Source organism: Armatimonadota bacterium (assembly GCA_036504095.1).
In the GTDB taxonomy this organism is placed as follows: Bacteria; Armatimonadota; DTGP01; order JAKQQT01; family JAKQQT01; genus DASXUL01.
The window spans coordinates 269,695-291,446 of record DASXVS010000071.1 but is presented as its reverse complement, the minus strand read 5'-3'; the positions used below and the strand labels follow the sequence as shown (position 1 = coordinate 291,446).

Annotated in this window: 18 protein-coding genes and 1 tRNA gene; 9 read left to right on the top strand and 10 right to left on the bottom strand. The window is 62.2% G+C overall.

The window, feature by feature from the left end; translation table 11 throughout:
- The first annotated feature begins 22 nt into the window (after positions 1 to 22).
- The 5 genes from VGM51_16840 to VGM51_16820 are packed head-to-tail and all read left to right on the top strand — an operon-like array spanning position 23 to position 4,752.
- Positions 23 to 2,032, top strand: a complete 2,010-nt coding sequence (locus VGM51_16840; GenBank protein ID HEY3414707.1) for a hypothetical protein — start codon at positions 23 to 25, stop codon at positions 2,030 to 2,032.
- 4 nt (positions 2,033 to 2,036) lie between these two features.
- Positions 2,037 to 2,462, top strand: coding sequence for a Holliday junction resolvase RuvX (gene ruvX, locus VGM51_16835; protein ID HEY3414706.1), 426 nt, complete (start codon positions 2,037 to 2,039; stop codon positions 2,460 to 2,462).
- A complete protein-coding gene (gene mltG / locus VGM51_16830) occupies positions 2,459 to 3,478 on the top strand; it encodes an endolytic transglycosylase MltG (protein ID HEY3414705.1) in 1,020 nt (339 codons plus the stop codon). The genes ruvX and mltG overlap by 4 nt, the downstream gene beginning before the upstream one ends.
- A gap of 1 nt (position 3,479) precedes the next feature.
- On the top strand, positions 3,480 to 4,028 hold the full coding sequence (locus VGM51_16825; protein ID HEY3414704.1) for a YqeG family HAD IIIA-type phosphatase: 549 nt from the start codon (positions 3,480 to 3,482) through the stop codon (positions 4,026 to 4,028).
- On the top strand, positions 4,021 to 4,752 hold the full coding sequence (locus VGM51_16820) for an SDR family oxidoreductase (GenBank protein HEY3414703.1): 732 nt from the start codon (positions 4,021 to 4,023) through the stop codon (positions 4,750 to 4,752). Before VGM51_16825 ends, VGM51_16820 begins: the two co-directional genes overlap by 8 nt.
- Positions 4,753 to 5,019: 267 nt before the next feature.
- Here the strand turns inward: VGM51_16820 and VGM51_16815 are convergent, their stop codons facing one another.
- The 7 genes from VGM51_16815 to rsmH form a co-directional block, all read right to left on the bottom strand.
- Positions 5,020 to 5,337, bottom strand: coding sequence for a Fe-S cluster assembly protein IscX (locus tag VGM51_16815; protein HEY3414702.1), 318 nt, complete (start codon positions 5,335 to 5,337; stop codon positions 5,020 to 5,022).
- Between the two features lie 21 nt (positions 5,338 to 5,358).
- Entirely contained in the window at positions 5,359 to 7,794 is a 2,436-nt protein-coding gene (locus VGM51_16810; protein HEY3414701.1) for a sodium-translocating pyrophosphatase, read from the bottom strand.
- Between the two features lie 168 nt (positions 7,795 to 7,962).
- The gene (locus tag VGM51_16805; protein HEY3414700.1) at positions 7,963 to 8,670 is read right to left on the bottom strand and encodes a PIG-L family deacetylase; all 708 of its coding nucleotides are present in this window, start codon (positions 8,668 to 8,670) and stop codon (positions 7,963 to 7,965) included.
- A 79-nt stretch (positions 8,671 to 8,749) separates the two neighbouring features.
- Positions 8,750 to 9,658: a DMT family transporter gene (locus tag VGM51_16800; protein HEY3414699.1), complete on the bottom strand. Its 909-nt coding sequence runs from the start codon at positions 9,656 to 9,658 to the stop codon at positions 8,750 to 8,752.
- Between the two features lie 78 nt (positions 9,659 to 9,736).
- Positions 9,737 to 11,632, bottom strand: a complete 1,896-nt coding sequence (locus tag VGM51_16795; protein ID HEY3414698.1) for a penicillin-binding protein 2 — start codon at positions 11,630 to 11,632, stop codon at positions 9,737 to 9,739.
- Positions 11,633 to 11,641: 9 nt separating this feature from the next.
- The gene (locus VGM51_16790; protein ID HEY3414697.1) at positions 11,642 to 12,055 is read right to left on the bottom strand and encodes a hypothetical protein; all 414 of its coding nucleotides are present in this window, start codon (positions 12,053 to 12,055) and stop codon (positions 11,642 to 11,644) included.
- A 186-nt stretch (positions 12,056 to 12,241) separates the two neighbouring features.
- Positions 12,242 to 13,204, bottom strand: a complete 963-nt coding sequence (rsmH, locus tag VGM51_16785; protein HEY3414696.1) for a 16S rRNA (cytosine(1402)-N(4))-methyltransferase RsmH — start codon at positions 13,202 to 13,204, stop codon at positions 12,242 to 12,244.
- A gap of 289 nt (positions 13,205 to 13,493) precedes the next feature.
- On the opposite strand from rsmH, the gene VGM51_16780 reads away from it, so the two are divergent.
- Positions 13,494 to 15,203 carry a hypothetical protein gene (locus tag VGM51_16780; GenBank protein ID HEY3414695.1) on the top strand — a complete coding sequence of 570 codons (1,710 nt, stop codon included), beginning with the start codon at positions 13,494 to 13,496 and terminating at the stop codon, positions 15,201 to 15,203.
- A gap of 83 nt (positions 15,204 to 15,286) precedes the next feature.
- Here VGM51_16780 and VGM51_16775 read toward each other — a convergent pair whose 3' ends face one another.
- Complete coding sequence (locus VGM51_16775; protein HEY3414694.1) at positions 15,287 to 16,480, bottom strand: type IV pilus twitching motility protein PilT; 1,194 nt, start codon at positions 16,478 to 16,480, stop codon at positions 15,287 to 15,289.
- Between the two features lie 49 nt (positions 16,481 to 16,529).
- The gene (locus VGM51_16770; protein HEY3414693.1) at positions 16,530 to 17,708 is read right to left on the bottom strand and encodes a type IV pilus twitching motility protein PilT; all 1,179 of its coding nucleotides are present in this window, start codon (positions 17,706 to 17,708) and stop codon (positions 16,530 to 16,532) included.
- A gap of 97 nt (positions 17,709 to 17,805) precedes the next feature.
- On the opposite strand from VGM51_16770, the gene VGM51_16765 reads away from it, so the two are divergent.
- The 3 genes from VGM51_16765 (at position 17,806) to VGM51_16755 (ending at position 19,229) form a co-directional block, all read left to right on the top strand.
- Positions 17,806 to 17,903, top strand: a tRNA-Sec gene (locus tag VGM51_16765).
- A 150-nt stretch (positions 17,904 to 18,053) separates the two neighbouring features.
- Complete coding sequence (locus VGM51_16760) at positions 18,054 to 18,335, top strand: hypothetical protein (GenBank protein HEY3414692.1); 282 nt, start codon at positions 18,054 to 18,056, stop codon at positions 18,333 to 18,335.
- 72 nt (positions 18,336 to 18,407) lie between these two features.
- Entirely contained in the window at positions 18,408 to 19,229 is an 822-nt protein-coding gene (locus VGM51_16755; protein ID HEY3414691.1) for a glycoside hydrolase family 19 protein, read from the top strand.
- 21 nt (positions 19,230 to 19,250) lie between these two features.
- Here VGM51_16755 and leuS read toward each other — a convergent pair whose 3' ends face one another.
- Positions 19,251 to 21,716, bottom strand: a complete 2,466-nt coding sequence (leuS, locus tag VGM51_16750; protein HEY3414690.1) for a leucine--tRNA ligase — start codon at positions 21,714 to 21,716, stop codon at positions 19,251 to 19,253.
- Positions 21,717 to 21,752 lie beyond the last annotated feature (36 nt).

Below are 21,752 nucleotides of genomic sequence, written 5' to 3'. Positions count from 1 at the left end.
GGCGAGGGCCCGGAGCCTCGGTGTGCTTCTGTGTGCGCTGTTTGCCGGCTTGAGCTTTCCAGCGCGCTGCACTCCGAAAGTCATTCTGTTTCTGAGTTCGGCGCCTACCGTTCGTGACGTTTTCGAGGCTGACGCGCCTGCACTGCAATCTCTGATTACGCACGGCGGCGTGGCGTTTATGACGACCGGGCCGCCGGATGTACTGGCGGTGGAGACCTGCGGAGCCAACGGTTACGTGACCTACCGCCAGCGCTATGATCGCGACACGGGCGTCGTTACCGACGAAGCACGTGTGAATGGCGCTCTCCTTTTGAACAGTGAACCAGTGCGCCTCGGGTATTTGGCGGCCGAGGTTGCTCCATTTGGAAAGATCGTTCCAGTTGGTGGACCTGGCGCCATTGCCTTTGTATCCACTGCCAGCCTGTTCATGCCAGGAGGGCCGACTGACACCGGATTGTGGCAGGGGAACTTGTCGGCAGCGGTGCCCAGCCGGTTCGCCAGGTGCGTACATGCGGCGGCACAACACGCGTCTGTTGTCGTCGTAGACCCGATTGACCCGTTCAACCCCAGCGTCCTCAGTCCAACCGAAATGCTAAAGCGTCTTTCCGAGGAAGATAGCGTTCTAGCGACATTACGTAAGGAGAGCCCCGGAGCATCCATTGTCGCTATCGGCGTAGGAGAATGGATGTGGATCGCCGTTTCCAATCTGCACGGACGCCTCACCAGCGATACGACGCGGACTCCGGGCGTAGTGAGCAACCTGGACGTGGCGCCCACCCTGATCGCCATGGTCACGGGCAAAGCGCCGGCGGATGCGGTGGGACGGGTGATCCGGTCCGGCGCCCCTGAGGGCTTGAGGCACGGCATGCCGAAACCGGTCGAGGAAACGATCCGCCTTCAGGACGCCCTGGGCGTCATTGAAAACGCGACGGACACGGTGAACTACGCCATCGCCTTCGGAGCGATCGCCCTGATACTCGCGGGTTCACTGCTGAGCGGGGCGAAGGGTTTGCCCACACTGAAACGTTGGCTCCAATATGCGATGCTGTTGGCTGTCGCAGCGCCGTTGGGTGTTGCTGTGTCGGCGTGGCGGCAGCCCGAGGCGGTTCGCGTATTCTATGCGCTCGCGGTAGCGGCCACGGTCGCGCTCCTGGCGGCATTCATCCTGCTCGGGCGCGCACTGGCCGCATCGCGGGAGGACCGCATCCTCGCGACGATCCAGGTCGCCGCGGGGGCGTTCTGCGCTTTCGTCATTGCGGATGTGGCGCGACATGGGATGCCGTTGCGCCTTTCCCCGCTCTCCAATTTCTACCAGACGGGCATACGCTTCTACGGACTGGGAAACGAATACGGCGCCCTGTTCATCGCCGCCTTCACGTTCCTGGGGCTTGTTACGCTTCAGCGCTCCGCCCTTGAGAAAGCGTCAACGGCGGCAATCGCGGTCCTCGGCGCCTGGTATGCGGGGTGCGCCCTCTTCATCGGCTGGCCCACGTTCGGCGCCAATATGGGAGGACTCATCGTCGCGTTGGTCACCGGAGGCGTGACGTGGTATTTCGTCGCCCGGCGCTCGGGTGTGCGTCATCCCTGGCTCTGGCCGCTGCTGATCGGAGGTTTCTGTTTTGCCGCGATCGTCATTTCGGACGCCCATGCCGTGCACGCGACCCACATCGGCCGGTTTTTCAGTTCGTCAGATGACCACCACCGCGCAGCGATCGTATTGAACAAGGTGGAGATGAACGCGCGGCTGTTCGTTACCCCGGTCGCGTGGGCCCTCTACACGCTCGGAGCGGGCTTCGCCTGGTACTGGTGGCGCAGGCTGGGCGTGCTGCGTCGGCGAGCAACCCAGGCCTACCCCTGGATGGCGCTTGGCGTTCGGTCCGTTCTGTACGGCGGCGTCCTGGCGCTGTTTTCCAAGGATACCGGCGTGGTGATGCTGGGCCTGATGGCGGCCGTTGCGATAGGGATCGGCGTCATGCTCGCATTGGAGCCGCCGGCGCTCAAGATCATCCAGGATGGGTCCCGGAACGGATAAGACAGTGATCACGAATACTTACATCGGACTGGACGTTGGGGACCGGCGCATCGGCGTGGCCGTGAGCCACTTGGGGACAATGGCGCTGCCGCTGGAGGTTATCACGAGAGACGGCCGCGAACTGAATCGCATTGCAGACCTGGCGCGCGACCTCGATGCAGCGGCCATTATCGCGGGGATGCCATACAGCCTCGACGGAACGCTCAAGCCACAGGCGGAGAAGGTGCAGGCGTTTCTGGAGGATCTTGCTAAGCGGGTTGACACACCGATCGAAACCATAGACGAACGCCTCACAACCGCTCAGGCGAACCGTATGCTGATCAGCGCCGACCGCAAATCGAAGGAGCGAAAACAGGTGGTGGACAAAGTCGCGGCAACCCTTATCCTTCAGGCTTATCTGGACCGTCCGGGCTCCGGAGAAGCGCGATGAGACGACGACACCAGCCACGACCGCTGTTCTGGATCGCGCTCACGGTGTTCATCCTGTTGGCGGGCATGCTCGGCATCACGCTGTTCGGCCCGGCTTCCGGCTCCAGGCGAAGCGTGGATGTCACCATCCCGCCCGGCTCCACCACCGCCCGCATCGCGCGGATCCTTCAACGGCGCGGCCTCATCAACAACGCGTTGGCCTTCCGCGCGCTCGCGCGCCTCGACGGAGAGCCCACTATTGAGGCAGGGGTATACCGGCTCGCGCCATCCATGTCGACCGCGCGCATCCTGCATGAACTAAGGCTGGGGGCGAGTGTTCGCGTAGTGCGCATCACGATTCCGGAAGGCTTCACGATTGACCAGATCGGCGCACGCGCCGCCGAGGTTCCGGGTGTGAGCGCCGCTGATTGGGTTTTCCTGGCGTCCCGGCGCGGCTCGTCATTCGCCACGACGTTCGGAGCGCCGCCCAACCTGGAGGGCTACCTTTTTCCTGATTCGTATGACTTCGCCCGAGGGACAACGGACCGGGAGATTATTCAGACGATGCTGGACAACTTCGGGAAGAAAGTCCTCGAGCCGTTGGCGGACGATCTACGCGCGAGCGAGAAGAGGGGATACAGCCTCGGGCAGGTGATCACGATGGCCAGCCTCATTGAGCGCGAGGCGAAGGTCAAATCGGATCAGCCGCTGATCGCCGGTGTGCTGTACAACCGGCTGAGCAGGAAGATGCCGCTGCAAGTGGACGCAACCGTGCAGTATGTGGTTGGCCACAAGGAACGCCTGCTCTACAGCGACCTGGAGGTAGATTCGCCCTACAACACGTACAAGGTGACCGGATTGCCGCCGGGACCGATCTGCAACCCCGGCCTCGGCGCGATTCGGGCCGCGCTTCACCCCGCCACAGTGCCCTACCTGTATTACACCGCCAATCCGGACGGGACACACGTTTTCACGCGGACCCTCGAAGAGCATGTCCTGGCGACGCAGGAGTCGCGGGCTGAGGCAAACGGAGGCTGATGTGAGCCAATCGCTGGACATCTTCAAGCCCGACCTCCACTTCGACAAGACGTCGTCGGTGGACCTGAATGCTCTGTGGGACCGGGGCATTCGCGGGCTCATCCTGGACTTGGACAATACGCTTGTTGCGTGGCGCTCGTCGGACATCCCTCCGGACGTCCTTGCCTGGGCGCACCGAGCGAACGGGATGGGTTTTGCGCTCTGTGTTGCCAGCAACACCCGGCGCTATGCGCGCCTGTCCAAGATTTGCGATGCCATCGGCGCAACGTACGTCTCAGGCGTCTCCAAACCGCGCAGGGCGGGCTTCCGTAACGCCGTGTGGAAGATGAGCCTCGCGAAGTCGCAGGTGGCCGTAATAGGGGATCAGCTGCTTACGGACATCCTCGGAGCGAGGCGGTTGGGGCTGATGGCAATCTACGTCGACCGCATCGCCCAAAGGGAGTTGTTCATCACGAAGTTCAATCGCCGCATAGAGGGGATGATACTGCGGCGGTTGGCCAAGGCAGGCAAGATGCCTCCACGCCAGACGGGACGGGAAGAGCATGGCTGATCGCTACGCGCTCGTCACCGGCGCTTCGCGAGGAATAGGCGCCGCGATAGCATTCCGGCTCGCGAGTGACGGTTACAAGGTCCTGGCTCATTGCTCGCGCTTAGGCGCGGGAGCACGGTTGATGGCCGATCTTCCCGGCGAAGGGCACGGCGTCGTGGCGGTCGACCTGCTCGAATCGAAGGCCGTGGAAGGCCTGTCGGCGGCGGTGGAGGAGCCGCTGTCACTCCTGGTCCACAACGCAGGGATCTACCAGCCGAGTCCGTGTGATGGCGCAGACCTGACCGTGTGGAGAGAGGCGTGGCGCCGGCAGTTCCAGGTGAACCTCTTTTCGGCGGCGGACCTTACGTTCGCGTTCCTCGATCGTTTGGAGGAGGGTGGGGGATCGGTCGTCCACATTGCCAGCCGTGCCGGCCACCGCGGGGAAGCGGGCTTTTCGGCCTACGCGGCGTCCAAGGCCGCGATGATCAACCTCACGAAGAGCCTGTCCATCGAGCTCGCGCCGAGAGGAATCGGAGTCTTTGCCGTAGCACCCGGATGGGTGCGTACCGATATGGCGGCGGAAGCGTTGTCGGCGCGCGGTGACGCGATATGCTCGGAGATCCCCCAAGGGCGCGTGGCTGAACCGGAAGACGTCGCGAATGTCGTCGCGTTCCTCGCACAGCCCGAAAGCCGATACCTGAGCGGTATCTGCGTGGACGTTAACGGCGGGTCATATCTTCGGTAAGGCTTGAGTATTGAGAAGTCGTCATGTTGAGCGCGGCGAAACATCGCGACGTTAAGTTGAGATCCTTCGCAGTTATGAAAACAGCGCTACCGACCGGGCACTGAAGTACCCGTCTGAAGGGCCTTCGGCCAATCGTCCTTCGGACGACAGAGAGGGTGGCTGTCACCGCTTTCATCTGTTGTGGTGCGGCTTGCCTCATGGAGTCTTCGCTCAGGATGACACACGGCACACACTCACACCTCAAAACTCAACACTCAATACTCAGCCCTACTCCTTGCCCCAGCCCCAGGCGGATTGGATGCCTTCCAGTTCGTAGTCCTCAATATCATCATCCTCATTGCCGTTGAATTCCGGCACGGTGAGGGTGCGCGCTTTGAGGTCCTGGAATGACATCGTCCACGGGTCGTCGTCGGGATACATCTGGGCGAGGATACGGCCCACTTCGAGGTGATCGGTCCAAGTGTACATAGTAAGCAGGATACTGAAGCCAGGAGGCGGGAGGCAAGGGGCGAGGGTGCGGGGACGGGAGACGAAGAAACAGGAGGCAGGCAGTGGGATATCCCACTGCCTGCCTCCTGATTTCATACCACCGTGATCCGCGGATCACTATGACGCGATGATGTCATCTCCGGCGCGCTTGCTCCAGAAGATGGCGCCCAGCAGGAAGATGCCGGCGACAACGCAGACGACGATCTGCGTCGTGTGATTGCCGGAGGCATTTGCCGCCCGCTCGATCACCACGATGACCGGCGCCATCAGGACCGCCACAAGGTTCATAACCTTAATCAACGGGTTCAGGGCCGGGCCGGCGGTATCCTTGAACGGGTCGCCAACCGTGTCGCCGACGACGGCGGCCTTATGGGCATCGGTGCCCTTGCCACCCAGGAAGCCGTCTTCGATCTTCTTCTTGGCGTTGTCCCACGCTCCACCGGAGTTGGACAGCATCACAGCGAGAAGCTGCGCGCTGAGGATGGCGCCGGCGAGGTATCCACCTAGCGCTTCCGCACCGAGGCCGAATCCCACGATTACCGGAGTGGCGACAGCGAGGATCCCCGGGGAGATCAGTTCCTTCTGCGCGGCGGCGGTCACGATAGAGACGCATTTCGCGTAGTCCGGCTTCTCGGTGCCGGCCATAATGCCCGGCTTCTCGCGGAACTGGCGGCGCACTTCAAAGATGAGTAGCTGGGCCGCGCGGGAGACCGCGTTGATGGCGAACGACGAGAAGAGGAAGGGAACCGAAGCGCCGATGAGGGCGCCGACGAAGACGATGGGAATATCGATTCGGATATTCGTGAGTTGGGCGTCCGTCATAAACGAGCGGAACAAGGCAACGGCGGCGATGACGGCGGTGGCGATGGCGAAGCCCTTAGTGAGCGCCTTGGTTGTGTTGCCGACCATGTCGAGGCGATTGACGATCTTGCCGGGGTTGAAGTTGCCCTTGGCTTCTTCGTCCTTCAGCGCGCCGGACATCTCGAAGATGCCGTTTGCGTTGTCGGCGATCGGGCCGTAGGTGTCTTCCGCCAGGATGAAGCCGGTGGTCGCCAGCAGGCCGAGGCCCGTCAGTGCGATACCGTACATGGACATCTCGGCGTTGCCGTGGAAGAGGACGGTGCTGGTGATGATGGTTACACAGATGGCGAGCGCGCTCCACACCGAGGACTCGAGGCCCTGCGCGAAACCCGTGAGGATGATCGTCGCCGGGCCTGTGCGGGCCGCGTTGGCGATATCGGTGACCGGGCGCTTGTCAACGCCGGTGAAGTGGTCGGTGATCTTCTCAATCACGAAGGAGAGCGCAATTCCCAGACTGTTGGCGAAGAAGAACGAATACCACGGGAAGACCACGCCGGTGCTGGATTTGATCGCTCCGGACGGGTCCGCGCCACCCATGTAGAAGTAGGACACGATGGCGAAGCCCGCAAGCGACGCGATGATGGCGATGAGGAAGCCACGGCTGATCGGCTGCATCGGGTTCATCTTGATGTCGTCTTTGCCGTGTACGGAGAAAATGCCGATGATGGAGGCGATGACGCCGACTCCGCGGACCATCAGGGCGTACATGACGAGTTTCAAGGCCATCTGGCCGCCGATTACGCCGCCGCCGAATACCGAAGCGGCCGTCGCGGCGCCGAGGATAATGGCGGCAACCAGGGTAACTTCGTAAGATTCGAAGACGTCCGCCGCCATACCGGCGCAGTCGCCAACGTTGTCACCAACGTTGTCCGCGATCGTCGCCGCGTTGCGCGGGTCGTCTTCCGGAATGCCGGCTTCAACCTTGCCGACCAGGTCGGCGCCAACGTCCGCGGCCTTCGTGAAGATGCCGCCGCCGACGCGCATGAAGAGGGCAGCCAGAGAACCGCCGAAACCGAAGCCGACCAGGACCTTCATCGCGTCCTGCTTGAAGATCATAAAGATGATCGCGGCGCCCGCCAGACCCATTCCGACGGTGACCATTCCGGCCACGGCGCCGCTCTTGAACGCGGTCTCAAGAGCCAGCTTGAAGGATGTGAGCGCGGCATTCGCCACCCGGGCGTTGCCCTGAACCGCCATCTTCATACCCGCGAATCCGGCGATGTAAGAGCACGTAACGCCGAGCAGGAAGGCGATGGCAACGCCGAAGGCCAGGAACAGGCCGTAGCCCTCGCCCTGACCGGACTTGACGGCCTGTTCGATATAGACAGGCTTGTACATGAAGAACAGGCCGATCGTGATGATGACCACGAGCGGCAACATCGCTTTGATCTGCTGGCCGAGGTACGCCATCGCGCCATCCTGGATGGCCTTCTGGACTTCCTGCATGGCCGGCGAACCGGCCGAAAGCTTCTTCACGCTGGCGGCGATGCCCCAGCCAACGAGCAGCGCGACGATCGCGCATCCGAGGATCAGAAGCAGGACATTGAAGTTGCTTCCTTCAATGGGAGGCAGAGTTACGTCGGATTCCCCGGCGAATGATTTGCCTGTCGCTGCAAGCAACAGGAAGAAACTGACAAGCATACTCAGCGGACGGAGCATGCCGGTCAGGGGGAGGGTCTTGCGTTCAGTCACGGAACAGCAACCCTCATTGGGTCTAACCATTTTAATAAGGTCCCCCTTCAGAGTTGGGCTTCAAACGTTGGGCCAGATTACTATATCCCGCCAATGACGCGATGCGTCAACAGAGATTGCATTCATCACGCCACATTTTACCACAACGGGCGTCCGGACCCTGCGGACTCAGATCTCCGATACCCGGCGGCGGCGCGAAAGAGGGGGGAGGCCAAACGCCTGCGCCAGGCCGGTCGGCGACATGATCTCCAGCCCGCGGACGCGGGCCAGGCTGCGGTAGTAGGTGAGGTAGTCGAAATCGCTGACCCCGCCGTCGAAGAGCGCGTATTTCCGGCAGGCTTGCTCCCAAAGGTCGACGTCTTGCTGTTCGACCTCCGCAAAGAGCTCAGGCCTGAAATCGATGGGATCTTCCCAGTTCTCGGTGTAATAGGTGCGAACGACGCCGTGGGCGGGCAGGGGACGCTCAAAACCCCTGATAGCAGCGTAGAAAACCGCGTCCGGGATCACCTCGCCGGCCGCGGTATGGTCCTTGTGCATGGAACCGGTCCAGTGCGCCAGCAGGACCTTCGGTCTAACCTCGCGGATGATGTCGGCGATCTGGAACTTGAGCGCTTCGTCCGCCGGGAGTTCGCCGTCCTTATACGGGAGGAAGAGCGCTTCGCCGCCGAACGCTTCGGCCGCCGCCACGGCTTCCCTGCGCTTCTGCGCGGCGTAGGCATCCGGGGAAAGCGTCTTGTGGCCTTTCTCGCCCGGCGTGAGGTGCAGGAATACGGTCCGCTTGCCCAGGCGGGCCAGCTTGGCGACGACCATTCCGGCGCTGATCTCCATGTCTCCGCAGTGCGCGCCTACCGCCAGAACGTAGTTGTCAGCCATCATGCCTCCTCCGGCCAGGCGATGGGCTCAGCCCTCAGCCTTCAGCCCTCAGCCCTCAGCCCTCAGCCCTCAGCCCTGTAGATTATGTGTCGAGCGCGGGCAATCTCTCGTTTCGGCCATCGGCATGCGAAAGCAAGAACACCGCGCCCAGGACCATCACGCCGCCCAGGAACTGGATGGGCGTCAGGTGCTCGCCCAGCACAGCCGCCGCCAACACCACTGTGACTATTGGCTCCAGCGTCCCCATGGTAGAGGTTGTGACCGGACCAACCCGGCTTAGCCCGCCGAAGAACGACAGTATCGCGATGACTGTCCCAACGATCGCCGTGCCGGTGGCTGCCGCCCACCCGGCGGTGGTCGTGGGCGGTCTTACTTCCGTCACAAGCGTCGCGATGAGGAAGATAGCCGCCGATGACGCGACGACCACGGTCGTCGAGGCGAGAGTGGTGTACCTCTCTGTTATCCGGCTGCTGACCACTATATAGGCGGCATACCACGTGGCAGCGGCCAACGCCAGGAGACTTCCGACCGTCATTGCGCCTGGTCCGTGCCCGACGGCAAGCATCGCGCCCGAAAGAGCCACCACGACGGCAATCCACTTGAGCGCCGGTATGTGATCTTTGAGGAAGCACGCTGCCATGAGCGTGACGAGGGCCGGGTAAACAAATAGCAGGATCGCAACCGAAGCGGCTGGAGCCTTTGACAGGGCTAGAAGGTATAGCCCCGAATGCCCCATGTTGCCAAGGGCGCCCAACAGGACCAGCGCACCCAACGCACGACCCCGTGGGAAGGCCTCGCGTCGCAACGCCATCAACGCCAGCAGGCAGACCGCGGCAATGCCGTACCTGATCGACAACAGCGTCGCCGGGCCTGTGTTCGCACGCAGCGCAATCTTGACGAGAATGGGATTGCACCCGTACGCCGCCGCGGAAAGCGTGACGAGGACCATCCCGACCGCGCGCCGGGACATCAGATGGAAGGGCGGTGGCATAGTGCTGGAATCACGATGTCAGCCGCCCGAGATGGATTGTCAACCGGTCCAACCAAAGCCGGGCCAGGCCTGGCCCCGTCAGCGACGAGCGGTGCGCTTCCTGCCCGTTACCGGCCAGGTCCTTGGCTCGCTGCCGTCAAAGCGGTCGGATGGATCGTCCGGCGGGACGTTCAGGTACCACATCGTCTGGCGCGCCACTTCCCGGAACACCGGCGCCGCCGCGGTGGCGCCCCAGTGAGTACCCTTCGGCTCGTCCACCGTTACGAGGATCACGGCGCGGGGCTTGTCGCGTGGCAGGAAACCGATGAAAGAAGCGATGAACTTTCCGGATTCGTAGCGCCCGTGGACCACTTTCTGCGCGGATCCGGTCTTGCCGACAAGTTGATACCCCCGGATTTTGGCGGGCTTGCCGGTTCCGTCGGTCACTACGTTTGAGAGAAGCGCTGTCATCGTTCGCGCGGTTTCCGGTGTAATCACGCGGCGGACGCTTTGCGGCTTGCGCTCCTCGGATTGGGCCGGGGTGTTCGCGGTTGCGGGCCTCTCAATCCGCTTGATGATGCTCGGCTTCAGAAGGGTGCCGCCATTTGCGATTGCGCCGTACGCCATCACGAGCCGCAATGGCGTGAAACTGATGCTTTGCCCGAAAGCGATGGTCGCCGTAAAATGACGGGCCCAACTCGATGCAGGCGGAAGGCCCGAACGGCCTTCACCGGGAACCTCGATGCCGGTCCTGTCCAGCAGGCCAAACGCGTGGACGTATTTGTCAAGGCGGGCGGCGCCGAGACGCAATCCCACCTGTGACATGCCTACGTTGCTGGAGTGGGCGAGGATTCCGGCGAGGTCGAGCATGCCGAACGCGCCCGTCCCATGGGTAACGTCGTGGATGGTGTGCGATCCGATCCGGATCTGCTGCGGGCAATTGAAGCGTTCGGTCAGCGAGACGGCGTGTTCATTCACCGCCGCGGACGCCGTGATGCCCTTCATGGTTGAACCGGGCTCATAGTTGTCCGTAACCGCGTGCGCTTTCCACACCATATCGGGGCGCGGCCGGCCGTTCTCATCCTTTGCCGTCACCTTGTAGGGCTGATTAGGGTCGAAACGCGGATAGTTGGCCATGGCGAGGATTTCGCCGGTATTCGGGTCAACCACGGTGCAGGTTCCACCAATGGCCTTGTACTGGTCGCATGCGCGGCCCAGTTCGCGTTCCGCGACCTGTTGTATCCTCGCGTCGATCGTGAGGGTTACGCTTGCGCCGTCGAGGGGGTCCTTTTCCGAGCGGAGAGTGCCCGGGATGATACGCCCCTTGCGGTCGACTTCCTGCACTTCGGAACCGTCTTTCCGGGCGAGGAGTCTGTCGCACACAAGTTCCATGCCGTACTGCCCAACGCCTTCCGAGTTGGTGAACCCGAGGATATGGGCGGCAAGGCTTCCCATCGGGTACATTCGCTTCGGTTCATCGTCGATGCGCAGGCCCAGAATCTGGGCGGCATCGGCGCGGCGGATGTTGTCCAGTGACACGTGGCGTTTTAGGTAGACGAACTCCGTTCGCTTGTCCAGTTTCGGGCGCACCTCGGCGAAGTCCATTTGCAGGGTGTCCGCGATGGTCTTTGCGGCCGCATCCCGGTCGGGCTGGACGCGAGTCTCAACTCGCCTGCGGCCCTTTTTTCCGCCCTCAACCGGCTGCAAGCGTTCGACCGGCCATTTGGCGGGATTCCAGTAAAACGAAGGGTCGATGCTCACCGAACCGGCGTCGGCGTTGATGGCCAGCAGTTCGCCATTCCGGTCCTTAATCACACCGCGTTTGGCCGGGATGACGATGGTGCGGAGATGGTAACGGTCTGCGAGGGCCTGGTATGCGCCTCGCCTGACCACCTGGATCCAGGCGAGGCGCACACCAATGATTGAATAGCCCAGTGCGAGGAGGGCGAAGAGGATGCGTCCCCTTTGGCCGAGGCTGAACGACTTGCGCGCCATCGATCCCTCCTAGCGCTTGTGTGAGACGAGTTTGTTCAGCCATTCCGGCAGGAAGCCGGCGATCATCGGACGATCCGGGTTGGCGGGCTTCTGCGGCAGGGGCGCCAGGGCCACGAAGTCGGCGTCGGTTCGCTGGATCATCCCGCGCTGGCGCGCCAGATGATCGATCCTCTGCGGCCGCTCCAGTATTTCCACATCGGCGCGCAGGTTGCTGTTCTCCTGGGCCAGGGTGTGGATTTCCGCCCGCAGGCGAGCGCGTTCATAGCCCGCTTTCGCGACACAGGCGTACTGGAAGACGTGCACCATCAGAAGGGTACACGCGATCGAGGCGACGATGATGAGATCGCGCCTCAGCACCACGAGCGACCGGGCGTTGGTCCGCGGATGCCTTCGGGTTCCGGCGCGGCCGGGCGTCGGGGGCATCTTGGCCTGTTTGCGCTTTGAAATTATCCGCTGGTGTGTACGCGGGGCTATCACTTCAAACCTCTGTGTTACCGAATGAGACAGAATTTAACACGCGCCCGATGTATAAAAAGCCCCGCGGGCAAGGGGCATTGGGGCGCTCATCATCGTGCCCCCTGACCATCCAACCTGTTCCATCTTTGAGGTTCAAACCGGAAGTCTTTCCGCACCCCTTGCTTTCGCGCTCCGGGCTCTCGGGTTCTCCCGAATCTCCTCGTCGGTCGGAACAACCGGCTTCCTCGTCAATATCTTCACGGTCGCCGTGTGCCCGCACCGGCACAACGGCATGCGCGGCGGGCATATACAGCCCTTTGACCACTCCCGGAACGCGTTCTTTACGATACGGTCTTCCAGCGAATGGTACGAGATCACAACGATGCGCCCACCAGGCCGGAGCAGCGAAACCGCCTGTTCCAGGCCCTGTTCCAACGCTTCCATCTCGTCGTTGATCAATATGCGAAAGGCCTGAAACGTCCGTGTCGCAGGGTGTATGCGCTCACTCGCTCCCTGTCCGGGAACCGCTCGCTTCACCACCGCCGCGAGATCGGCAGTCGTCTTGATGCGATCCCGTTCGCGTACAATCGCACTCGCTATCCTGCCGGCGTAACGCTCCTCGCCGTATTTCCGCAACGCGTCCTTGATTTCGTCGGCGTCCCACGTTCGAACAATGTCTTCCGCGGTCATGGCGTCCCGAGCGTCCATCCGCATATCAAGCGGGCCGCCCGCCCGGAAGGAGAAGCCGCGACCGGCGACATCCAGTTGATGCGAAGACACTCCCAGGTCGAACAGCACGCCGTCCAGAAATGGTTCTTGCGGGTCACCCAGCGCTTGCCGCAAACCGGCAAACGATGCCCTTATGGCCTCAAACTTGTCCCCATATGGGTCCCGCCACCCCTTGGCGCATTCGAGAGCGTCCGCATCCCGATCAACGCCGATCAGCCTTCCACCGGGGCCAAGGCGGTCCAGAATCGCCCGCGCATGCCCGCCACCACCCAAGGTGGCATCCAGGTACACTCCGTCCGGCTTAATCGATAGCAGGTCCAGGCACTGCGCCAGGAGAACCGGGATGTGATAGCCCTGGACGGCTGCGGGTGTTTCAGAATAAGACAATCTTGAATTTACGACATCATCGGCACGGCGGACAACGATTTGTAGGCTTCGCCGCAACCAATTTGTAAGGTCGCCAAAAAAGCGCTCAATTTCAGCCGCGCGCCGCTTCCCATACCGCCCAAATCGGTAGAATAGGGAAGGGCTTCCAAGTCTGGGTGAAGGCGATCCTTAATATTGATTATGGCCCCTCATGACGAACGCGTCGTTCGCCAGAGTAAATTAACACCCGGATTTTTGTACTTTTTTCGGAGCGGCAAACGCCCCCACCCGCAACCATTCTGCACTGCCTATGAAACTCGCTCGAATCTGCCAGATAACGCTTCTACTCACGCTTTCGCCCATCGCGGCGGCGGCGCATCCGATGGGGAATTTCACGATCAACCACTACGCGCGACTCCGCGTTGAGAAGGGGTCTCTGCGACTCAGATACGTGCTCGACATGGCTGAACTGCCGACCATGGTGGAGCGGCAGGTGATGGATCTCAATTCGGACAACGACGTTTCCGATGCGGAAGTCAAGTCGTACATTCGGTCGCGGACGCCCCGCTGGCTTGGCAACCTCCCGACAAGCGTGGATGGAACCGCGGTAAGCTGGACTCTCAAAGGCGCCGACGCCAGGTTCACGCCGGGTGTGGCCAACCTGGCAACGATGAAGGTGGAATTGGACGCGGTGGCTCCTCTCCGTCCGGGCATTCACCGGATAGAGTTCAAGGATGCGAACTACCCCGAACGTCCCGGTTGGAAGGAGATGGTCGTCGAAGCCGCGACCGGCATCCCGCCGATTGCGGGAAACACGCTGAACAAGGAAATCAGCCGCGAGCTTCGAGCCTATCCGCCCGATCGTCTTTCGAATCCCCCTCAGGATTCCTCCGCCGATTTCACAGTCAACATACCGGCGGCGCCGCCCGCGCCCAAGCCCGTACAGAGAATCGCGGCAACGCCAGCCCCGGTGAAACACGCAACCGTCTCAACACCTCCCGTCGCAGTGCCCTGGGCGCCGTTAATCGACGTTCCGGGAATCGATACGAGCCCGGCACCGAAGGCGACAGCGTCATTGAAACCCACGACCAAGGTACGGCCGGCTCCCGCGCCGGGCGCCCGACCGGCGCCGGCGGCCGTTGCTCTTCCCGCGCCCGCGCCCACCCAACCGCCGGTGGCATCCGCGGCGCCACCACCATCCCGCTGGGCGAGAGCCTTTCACTCACTGGTGGCTGTCAAGCGAATCACCCCGGCTGTTCTGCTGATGTCGCTCCTCATCGCGTTCTGCCTTGGGGGAATACACGCGCTGCAACCTGGACACGGAAAGACCCTGGTCGCGGCTTACCTCGTGGGCCAGCGGGGAACGGCCCGGCACGCCATCCTGCTCGGGATAACGGTCACGCTCAGTCACACCTTCGGCGTTTTCCTGCTGGGCGCGGTGGCGTTGTATGGCTCGCAGTTCGTTCTGCCCGAGGTTCTCCAGCCCTGGTTGGGAGTCGCGTCCGGTGTGCTGGTCGCCCTCATCGGAGGCGGCATGCTTCTGGCGAGGCTGCGGGAGATCGGGCGGGAACGCGCCCATAGCGCCGCGCACTCTCATCACGGTGAGCACACACAGCACCATCATCACGACCACGCCGTCACGCATTCCCATGGTGTCGGGGGTGAACATACCCACTCGGTGCCGAACAGCATCACGGTAGGCAGCCTCCTGGCGTTGGGGATAAGCGGTGGCATCGTTCCCTGCCCCGATGCGCTGATCGTCCTTCTGGGCGCCATTGCGATCCACCAGACGCTGTATGGCATGGCGCTCATCGTGGCATTCAGCGCCGGACTGGCCGTAACGCTCACCGCGGCCGGACTGGCAGTCGTCTGGGGTCAGCAGCGCACGCCACTGGCCCGGCTCACGCCGCGGGGAGTGCGGGCAGTCTCAATCGTCGGGAACGCCATCGTGCTGGCGATCGGTATCGCCCTCGCGCTTCAATCCCTCGCCGCCACACGCGTCCTTACGGGGCGGGGATAGGGCAGGCACGCTCATCCCGAATCCGCAACCGGGCCCGCATTTCAGGACGAATAGTGCTTGCGGACAGCGGCTCCCGCCCCGCGCTACCTGTTTCGGGCCGCCTGGGCCGCCGCCATCTGGTCCTGGCTCACAGACTCGCCGTAGATGTTCATGAATTCCTGAAGATTGCCCGCTTTGGCAGCAGCGTCCTCGAATTTCACTACCCGCCGCCGCGCCAATTCGGCGAGATTCTGGTCCAGGCTCATCATGCCCTGACGGGCGCCTGTCTGGATCGCGGAGTTGATCTGATGGGTCTTGGCCTCGCGGATCAGGTTGCGGATTGAGGGGATGGCCACCATTGTCTCAAAGGCGGCCACGCGCCCCTGGCCATCCGCGGTCTTCAGGAGGGTCTGCGAGACGACGCCGATCAGGTTAACCGACATCTGCATGCGCACCTGCTGCTGCTGGTGCGTCGGGAAGACGTCGATGATTCTGTCCACCGTCTGGACGGCGTCAGTGGTGTGCAGGGTTCCAAACACGAGGTGGCCGGTTTCGGCGGCGGTGATGGCAAGCGCGATGGTTTCGAGGTCGCGCATTTCGCCGACCAGGATGATGTCGGGGTCCTGGCGGAGGACGAATTTCAACGCGTTGGCGAAGGAGAGCGTGTCCGTTCCCAACTGGCGCTGGTTGATCAACGCCTTCTTGTCCTCGTGCACGAACTCAACTGGATCCTCGACGGTCATGACGTGGACCGCCATCCGTTCGTTGATGTAGTTGATCATCGCTGCAAGGGAAGTGGTTTTGCCGGAACCGGTCGGCCCGGTGACCAGGACCAATCCGCGCGGACGTTCGCAGAAATACCGGCACACCGCCGGCAGGTTCAGCTGCTCCATCGTTTTGATGTCCAGCGGAATGGCGCGGAAACACCCGGTTACGGCGTTGCGCTGGAACATCAGGTTGACCCGGAATCGAGATACGTTGGCGATCTCGTGGGCCACGTCCAGTTCCAGGCCCTTTTCAAAGGACTCCTTTTGCCTGTCCGTCACGATGGAGTAGCAAAGCGTCTGGACGTTATCCGCCGTGAGCCGGGGAAACTGGGTCGGAAACAGATCCCCGTGGATTCTGAACAGCGGAGGCGCGCCCTCTTTGAGGACCATATCGGAGCCGGAAGCCTTCACCATCTCGGTGAGAAGGTAATCCAACGTCTGACGCGGATTCCGCATCATGGTTTCGCTAACCGACTCGGTCGTTACCACGGCCGGCTGCTCCGCGGGCGCTAGTTGTACGTTATTGCTCATTCTGTTTATGTTTTCTCGTATCCCCGCCTGTCGAACGAGGAAGGGTCGTTTAGCGGCGCACCCCGTGGGTCGCACTCATCTCCGCCATCATCTTCTGGGCACGCTGCTCGAAGTCCTTCGGGTTGCTCGACTTTGCGAGGGCGTCCTCGTACTTGATCACCCGGTTGCGGACGAGATCCAGCAGGTACTGGTCCAGGCTGATCATTCCGTGTTCGGAGCCGGTCTGGATGTCGGTGTACAACTGGTGCGTCTTGCCCTCCCGGATCAGGGCCCGGATAGCCGGAGTGCAAACCATCACCTCGAACGCCGCAACGCGCCCCGATTCGTCGGCTCGCGGCATAAGGGTTTGCGAGATAACGGCCAGGAGCGTGACCGACAACTGCATGCGGATTTGCTGCTGCTGGTCCGGCGAGAATACGTCAATGACCCGGTCAACGGTCTGCGGGGCGTCCGTTGTATGCAATGTCGCGAACACGAGGTGGCCGGTTTCCGCCGCGGTGATGGCCAGCGATATCGTCTCAAGGTCGCGCATCTCACCAACGAGGATGACATCCGGATTCTGGCGCAGCACGTGTTTCAGGGCCTCGTTGAACGAGTGGGTGTCCATTCCCAGTTCGCGCTGTTCGACCGCGCAATTGATGTCGTTATGCAGGAACTCGATGGGGTCCTCGACGGTGATGATGTGCTTGCGCGTCAGGGTGTTGATGTGGTGGATCATCGCCGCGAGCGACGTGGATTTGCCGGACCCTGTCGGCCCGGTAACCAGTACCAATCCGCGCGGGCGAAGGGACAAATCCTTGGTCACTTGCGGCAAGCCGAGATCGTCAATGGTCTTAATCTTGATGGGGATGGCCCGCATCACGGCGCCCACGTGGCCCCGCTGGCGGAAGAAATTCACGCGGAATCGGGACACGCCGGGGATGCTGTAACTGAGGTCCGCCTCCAGGAATTCATCATATCGCTTCCGGCGCTCCTCGTTGAGAAGCTGGTCCGCGATCGCCTCGGTATCTTCGGGGGTGAGAGCCGGATAGGTGGTTCGAATCAGGTCACCGTGGACTCGCATCACGGGCGGCTCACCGACGCGCAGGTGCAGGTCGCTCGCGTCGCGAGACACGAGTTCGCGCAAAAGGTCGTCAACCCGGAAACGGGTTTCCGCGACGGCGGGAACAGCCGGCGAAGCTTGAGCGAACGGGGCGGAATTCGTGCCGGTAGGCGGTTCAACTGTCATTCATATCCTCCGCAAATCAGTATAGCGAGCGCGCGAAGACCGCGTTGTCAGTGAGAGCGCCTGGCTTACACGTTGTGCTATGGTTTCGTATGTAAACGGGGGCGGATCGGGTCTGGTGGCCCGGGCGGTCTTCAAAACCGTGTCCGGGGCGGTTACGCCGTCCTGGGTGGGTTCGATTCCCACACGCTCCCGCCAATCCCGCCGGCGCGCGCCTCCCACATGTCCAGACGGTCCAAAGGCCTCCATTTGTTCAGTCTATCCGCCGCCACCCTAAAGAGGCGCCGTCATAGCTCCGATATTCAGCTTGCACGGTGTAACACTTTTTGGCAGCAGAGGATTACGGGCATGGCAAACCGTTACCTTACGATTGACGAAGCCGCAGAGCTGAAGGGCGTGGCCCCCGCAGCGATCCACGACGCCATTTGCAGTGGGAGCCTTCCGACGATCGTCTTGTATCGCGCCGGGCGAGACGAGCATCGGCTCGTCGGACGTTGGGAATTGGAGCAGTGGGCGGCGGGCATGGACTCCAACGGGGGAAGGCTCCGCCCATCCCATCGGGCGCCGCACGTCACCGTTCTGTCCATCAACGACCGAACGCCTTTCCGGCGAGACCCCGTCCTATCTTAGTGGAATGAGACCGCGGCCGCGAGGATGAGAATCCCCTCGCGGCCGCGGTTCCAAGCGTCGCGGAGGGGCGCCATGCTAACTGCGGAAGAGCTCTCCGGCATCATGCCGCACCTCAGGTCATCGCGCCGGGATACTTGTCTCCCGCATCTGGTCCTGGCGATGGACGAATTCCTGATCGACGCCCTACTCCGAAAGGCTGCCTTCCTTGCCCAGATAGCCCATGAGTCATGTGAACTCCGCTACATGGAGGAGATGGCCAGTGGGGAGCAGTACGAAGGCCGTAAGGACCTGGGGAACACCCGCCCGGGTGATGGTCGCCGCTTCAAAGGCCGGGGGCCGATCCAGTTGACCGGCCGCGCGAATTACGCCCGCTTTGGCGACCTGCTCGGGTTGGACTTGCTGGCTAACCCCAGAATGGCGGCGCAGCCCGAGGCCGGCTTCCGAATTGCCGGCCTGTTTTGGAAACAGCACAACCTCAACGAACTCGCGGACGCCGGGAAATTCGACCAGATTACGCGCGTGATCAATGGCGGAACAAACGGCGCGGCCGACCGCCGGGCGTACTACGAGCGGGCCAAACGCATCCTGCAACCGGACGTTCCCCCGCCTATGCCGATCCATGTGGTAGTGAACGGCAAGGAAGTCACCTCGGCGCAACCTTACCTTTACCAGGACAAGACTCTGATGGTGGCGCTTCGCCCCATGGCGGCAGCCGCGCGGCTGCGCATCATCGATGCATCAAAGGGGCGGGCCATCGTGCAGGACGGGGCGAAGGCGAACCACCGCGTGCCGATGGTGATGCGCAACGGCACGGGATTCGTTGCCCTTCGAGACTTGCCGGGCAAGGCAGGCTGGGACGGCGGCACCTGGACCGGCAGCCTAACCACGGGTTGACCCGCGGGAATCCACAGCGGATCAACCGATTACGACGTTCACCAGCTTGTCCGGCACGGCGATGATCTTCCTGATCTGCTTACCGTCCAGCGCAGCCAATACCTTCTCGCTGGAGCGCGCCATCGCCTCAAGGTCGGCCGCCGGCGTTCCCGCGGCGACGGTCAGGTGGTCGCGCACCTTGCCGTTGATTTGAAGGACGATCTCGACCTCGTTTTCCCGGCCGAGATCCGCGTCGAAGGCGGGCCAGGCGTTGGCGTAAAGCGTTTCACGGTGGCCCATCATCTGCCAGGCCTCGCACGCGAAATGCGGCGCCAAGGGGTTGAGCATCTGAACCAGCGCCGTCGCCGCTTCGCTCCAGGCCGCGCCGGAGAGGGACGCAGTGGACAGGGCGTTCATGAGTTCCATCATCGCGGCGATCGCGGTGTTGTATCGGAGGCCATCCATATCCTCGGTGACCTTCTGAATCGTTCGATGCAAGGCCCGCCGCACCGGTTCATCAGAATCGAGGAAGGCGCTGCCCGACGGCTTCGGCTGTGTCACGAAGCGCCATACGCGTGTCAGGAAGCGGAATGTGCCTTCCACGCCGGCTTCATTCCATTCGGTGCGTTCCTCCGGAGGGGCGACGAAAAGGATGAACATGCGGCACGCATCCGCGCCGTACTTGTCCAGGAGCTGGTTTGGCGGCGTAGCGTTCCCGCGCTTGCTCATCTTGCTGCCACCCTGGGTGAGAATGCCCTGGTTGAACAGCCGCGTGAACGGTTCATCGAAATCGACCAGCCCCATATCGTGCAGCGCCATGGTAAAGAAGCGCGCGTAGATGAGATGCATCGTCGCGTGTTCCCGTCCGCCGATATACATATCCAGCGGCATCCATTCCTTCACATCTGAGGAATCGAACGGAACGGTCTCGTTCCGCGGATTCAGGTAGCGCAGGAAATACCACGATGAATCCACGAACGTGTCCATGGTGTCCGTCTCCCGGCGCGCCGGGCCGCCACAGGTGGGACAGGACGTCATCAGGAAACTCGGGCTGGTCTGCAGCGGATTCTCCTGGCCGGTAAAGGCAACGTCTGTCGGCAGGGTAACGGGCAAAGCGGAGTAGGGGAGCGGCACGATCCCACAGGAGTCGCAATACACCATCGGTATCGGTGTTCCCCAATACCGCTGGCGGGAGATACACCAGTCGCGCAGGCGGAAGTTGACGGTAGCCTTACCCTTACCTTTCCCTTCCAGCCCGGCGACCACCTTACCTTTCCCGTCCGCGTTGGACAAGCCGGTAAACTCGGCCGAGTTCACCATCACGCCCGGGTCGGTATATGCGGCATCGAGGGCCGAAGACGGATGGCTGTCGGCTGACGGCGCGATGACCTCCACAATCGGCAGAGCATGCTGCTTCGCGAAGGCAAAGTCACGCTCGTCGTGCGCGGGTACCGCCATCACGGCGCCGGTTCCGTACTCCACCAGCACGTAATTGGCAATCCACACCGGGATACGGTCCCCGTTGGCAGGATTAATCGCGAAAATGGGCAGCGGGACGCCTTCTTTGGGCTTGTCCTCCGCCGTGCGATCGATCTCCGACTCCCGGCCGACCTTCTCCACAAATGCCCCGATCCGTTCTGCTTCGGCAGGGAAGGCTTCCTTTACCCGGGCAACCAGCGGGTGTTCCGGCGCCAGCACCATATAGGTGACGCCAAACAGGGTGTCCGGCCGGGTGGTAAAGACGGAAAGGCTTTCGCCCGCGAACGGGGCCTCAAGGTCAAAATCAATCAGCGCGCCGGTGCTGCGGCCGATCCAGTTCTTCTGCATCTCGATGACGGCCTGCGGCCAATCGAGTTGGGCGTGGTTTTCCAGGAGGCGGTCCGCGTAGTCGGTGATCCGGAAGAACCATTGGCTCAGTTCGCGCTTCACCACCGGCGTCCCACAGCGTTCGCAGCACCCGTTGAGCACCTGTTCATTCGCCAGGACGGTCTTGTCCTGGGGGCACCAGTTCAGCAGCGACTTTTTCTTGTAAGCCAGGCCGCGCTCGTGAAACTTCAGGAACAGGCACTGATTCCAGCGATAGTACTCGGGATCGCAGGTGTTCAGGGTGTGGTCCCAGTCATAGGAATAACCCATGCGCTTCAACTGAGACGTCATGTGGGCAATATTGGCGTGCGTCCACTCGGCCGGATGCACGTTCCGCTTGATGGCTGCATTCTCGGCCGGCAGGCCAAACGCATCAAACCCGAACGGGTGGAATACGTTTTTGCCCCGCGCCGTCTGGTAGCGGGCAAAGACGTCGCCGATCGTGTAGTTGCGGACGTGTCCCCAATGAAGGTCTCCGCTGGGGTACGCAAACATTTCGATGACGTACTGCTTGCTGTCCCCGCCCGGGTCCTTTCGCGCAAAAAGGCGCTCCGCTTCCCATCGCGCCTGCCATTTGGCCTCGATATCCGCAGGGTGGTATCGTCCGTCCGATTTGTGCTCGCGTTCCGTTTCGTCCGCCATAATCCCGTCCTTTGAGAGCGTGTGTATGCTTTCATT

Coding starts and splice junctions, on each gene's coding strand:
- VGM51_16820 (HEY3414703.1), top strand. CDS start 4,021: ATGGCTGATCGCTACGCGCTCGTCACCGGCGCTTCGCGAGGAATAGGC.
- VGM51_16775 (HEY3414694.1), bottom strand. CDS start 16,480: ATGAGCAATAACGTACAACTAGCGCCCGCGGAGCAGCCGGCCGTGGTA.
- VGM51_16780 (HEY3414695.1), top strand. CDS start 13,494: ATGAAACTCGCTCGAATCTGCCAGATAACGCTTCTACTCACGCTTTCG.
- leuS (HEY3414690.1), bottom strand. CDS start 21,716: ATGGCGGACGAAACGGAACGCGAGCACAAATCGGACGGACGATACCAC.
- VGM51_16800 (HEY3414699.1), bottom strand. CDS start 9,658: ATGCCACCGCCCTTCCATCTGATGTCCCGGCGCGCGGTCGGGATGGTC.
- mltG (HEY3414705.1), top strand. CDS start 2,459: ATGAGACGACGACACCAGCCACGACCGCTGTTCTGGATCGCGCTCACG.
- VGM51_16805 (HEY3414700.1), bottom strand. CDS start 8,670: ATGATGGCTGACAACTACGTTCTGGCGGTAGGCGCGCACTGCGGAGAC.
- VGM51_16760 (HEY3414692.1), top strand. CDS start 18,054: ATGGCAAACCGTTACCTTACGATTGACGAAGCCGCAGAGCTGAAGGGC.
- VGM51_16790 (HEY3414697.1), bottom strand. CDS start 12,055: ATGCCCCCGACGCCCGGCCGCGCCGGAACCCGAAGGCATCCGCGGACC.
- VGM51_16815 (HEY3414702.1), bottom strand. CDS start 5,337: ATGAAATCAGGAGGCAGGCAGTGGGATATCCCACTGCCTGCCTCCTGT.
- VGM51_16770 (HEY3414693.1), bottom strand. CDS start 17,708: ATGACAGTTGAACCGCCTACCGGCACGAATTCCGCCCCGTTCGCTCAA.
- VGM51_16755 (HEY3414691.1), top strand. CDS start 18,408: ATGCTAACTGCGGAAGAGCTCTCCGGCATCATGCCGCACCTCAGGTCA.
- VGM51_16795 (HEY3414698.1), bottom strand. CDS start 11,632: ATGGCGCGCAAGTCGTTCAGCCTCGGCCAAAGGGGACGCATCCTCTTC.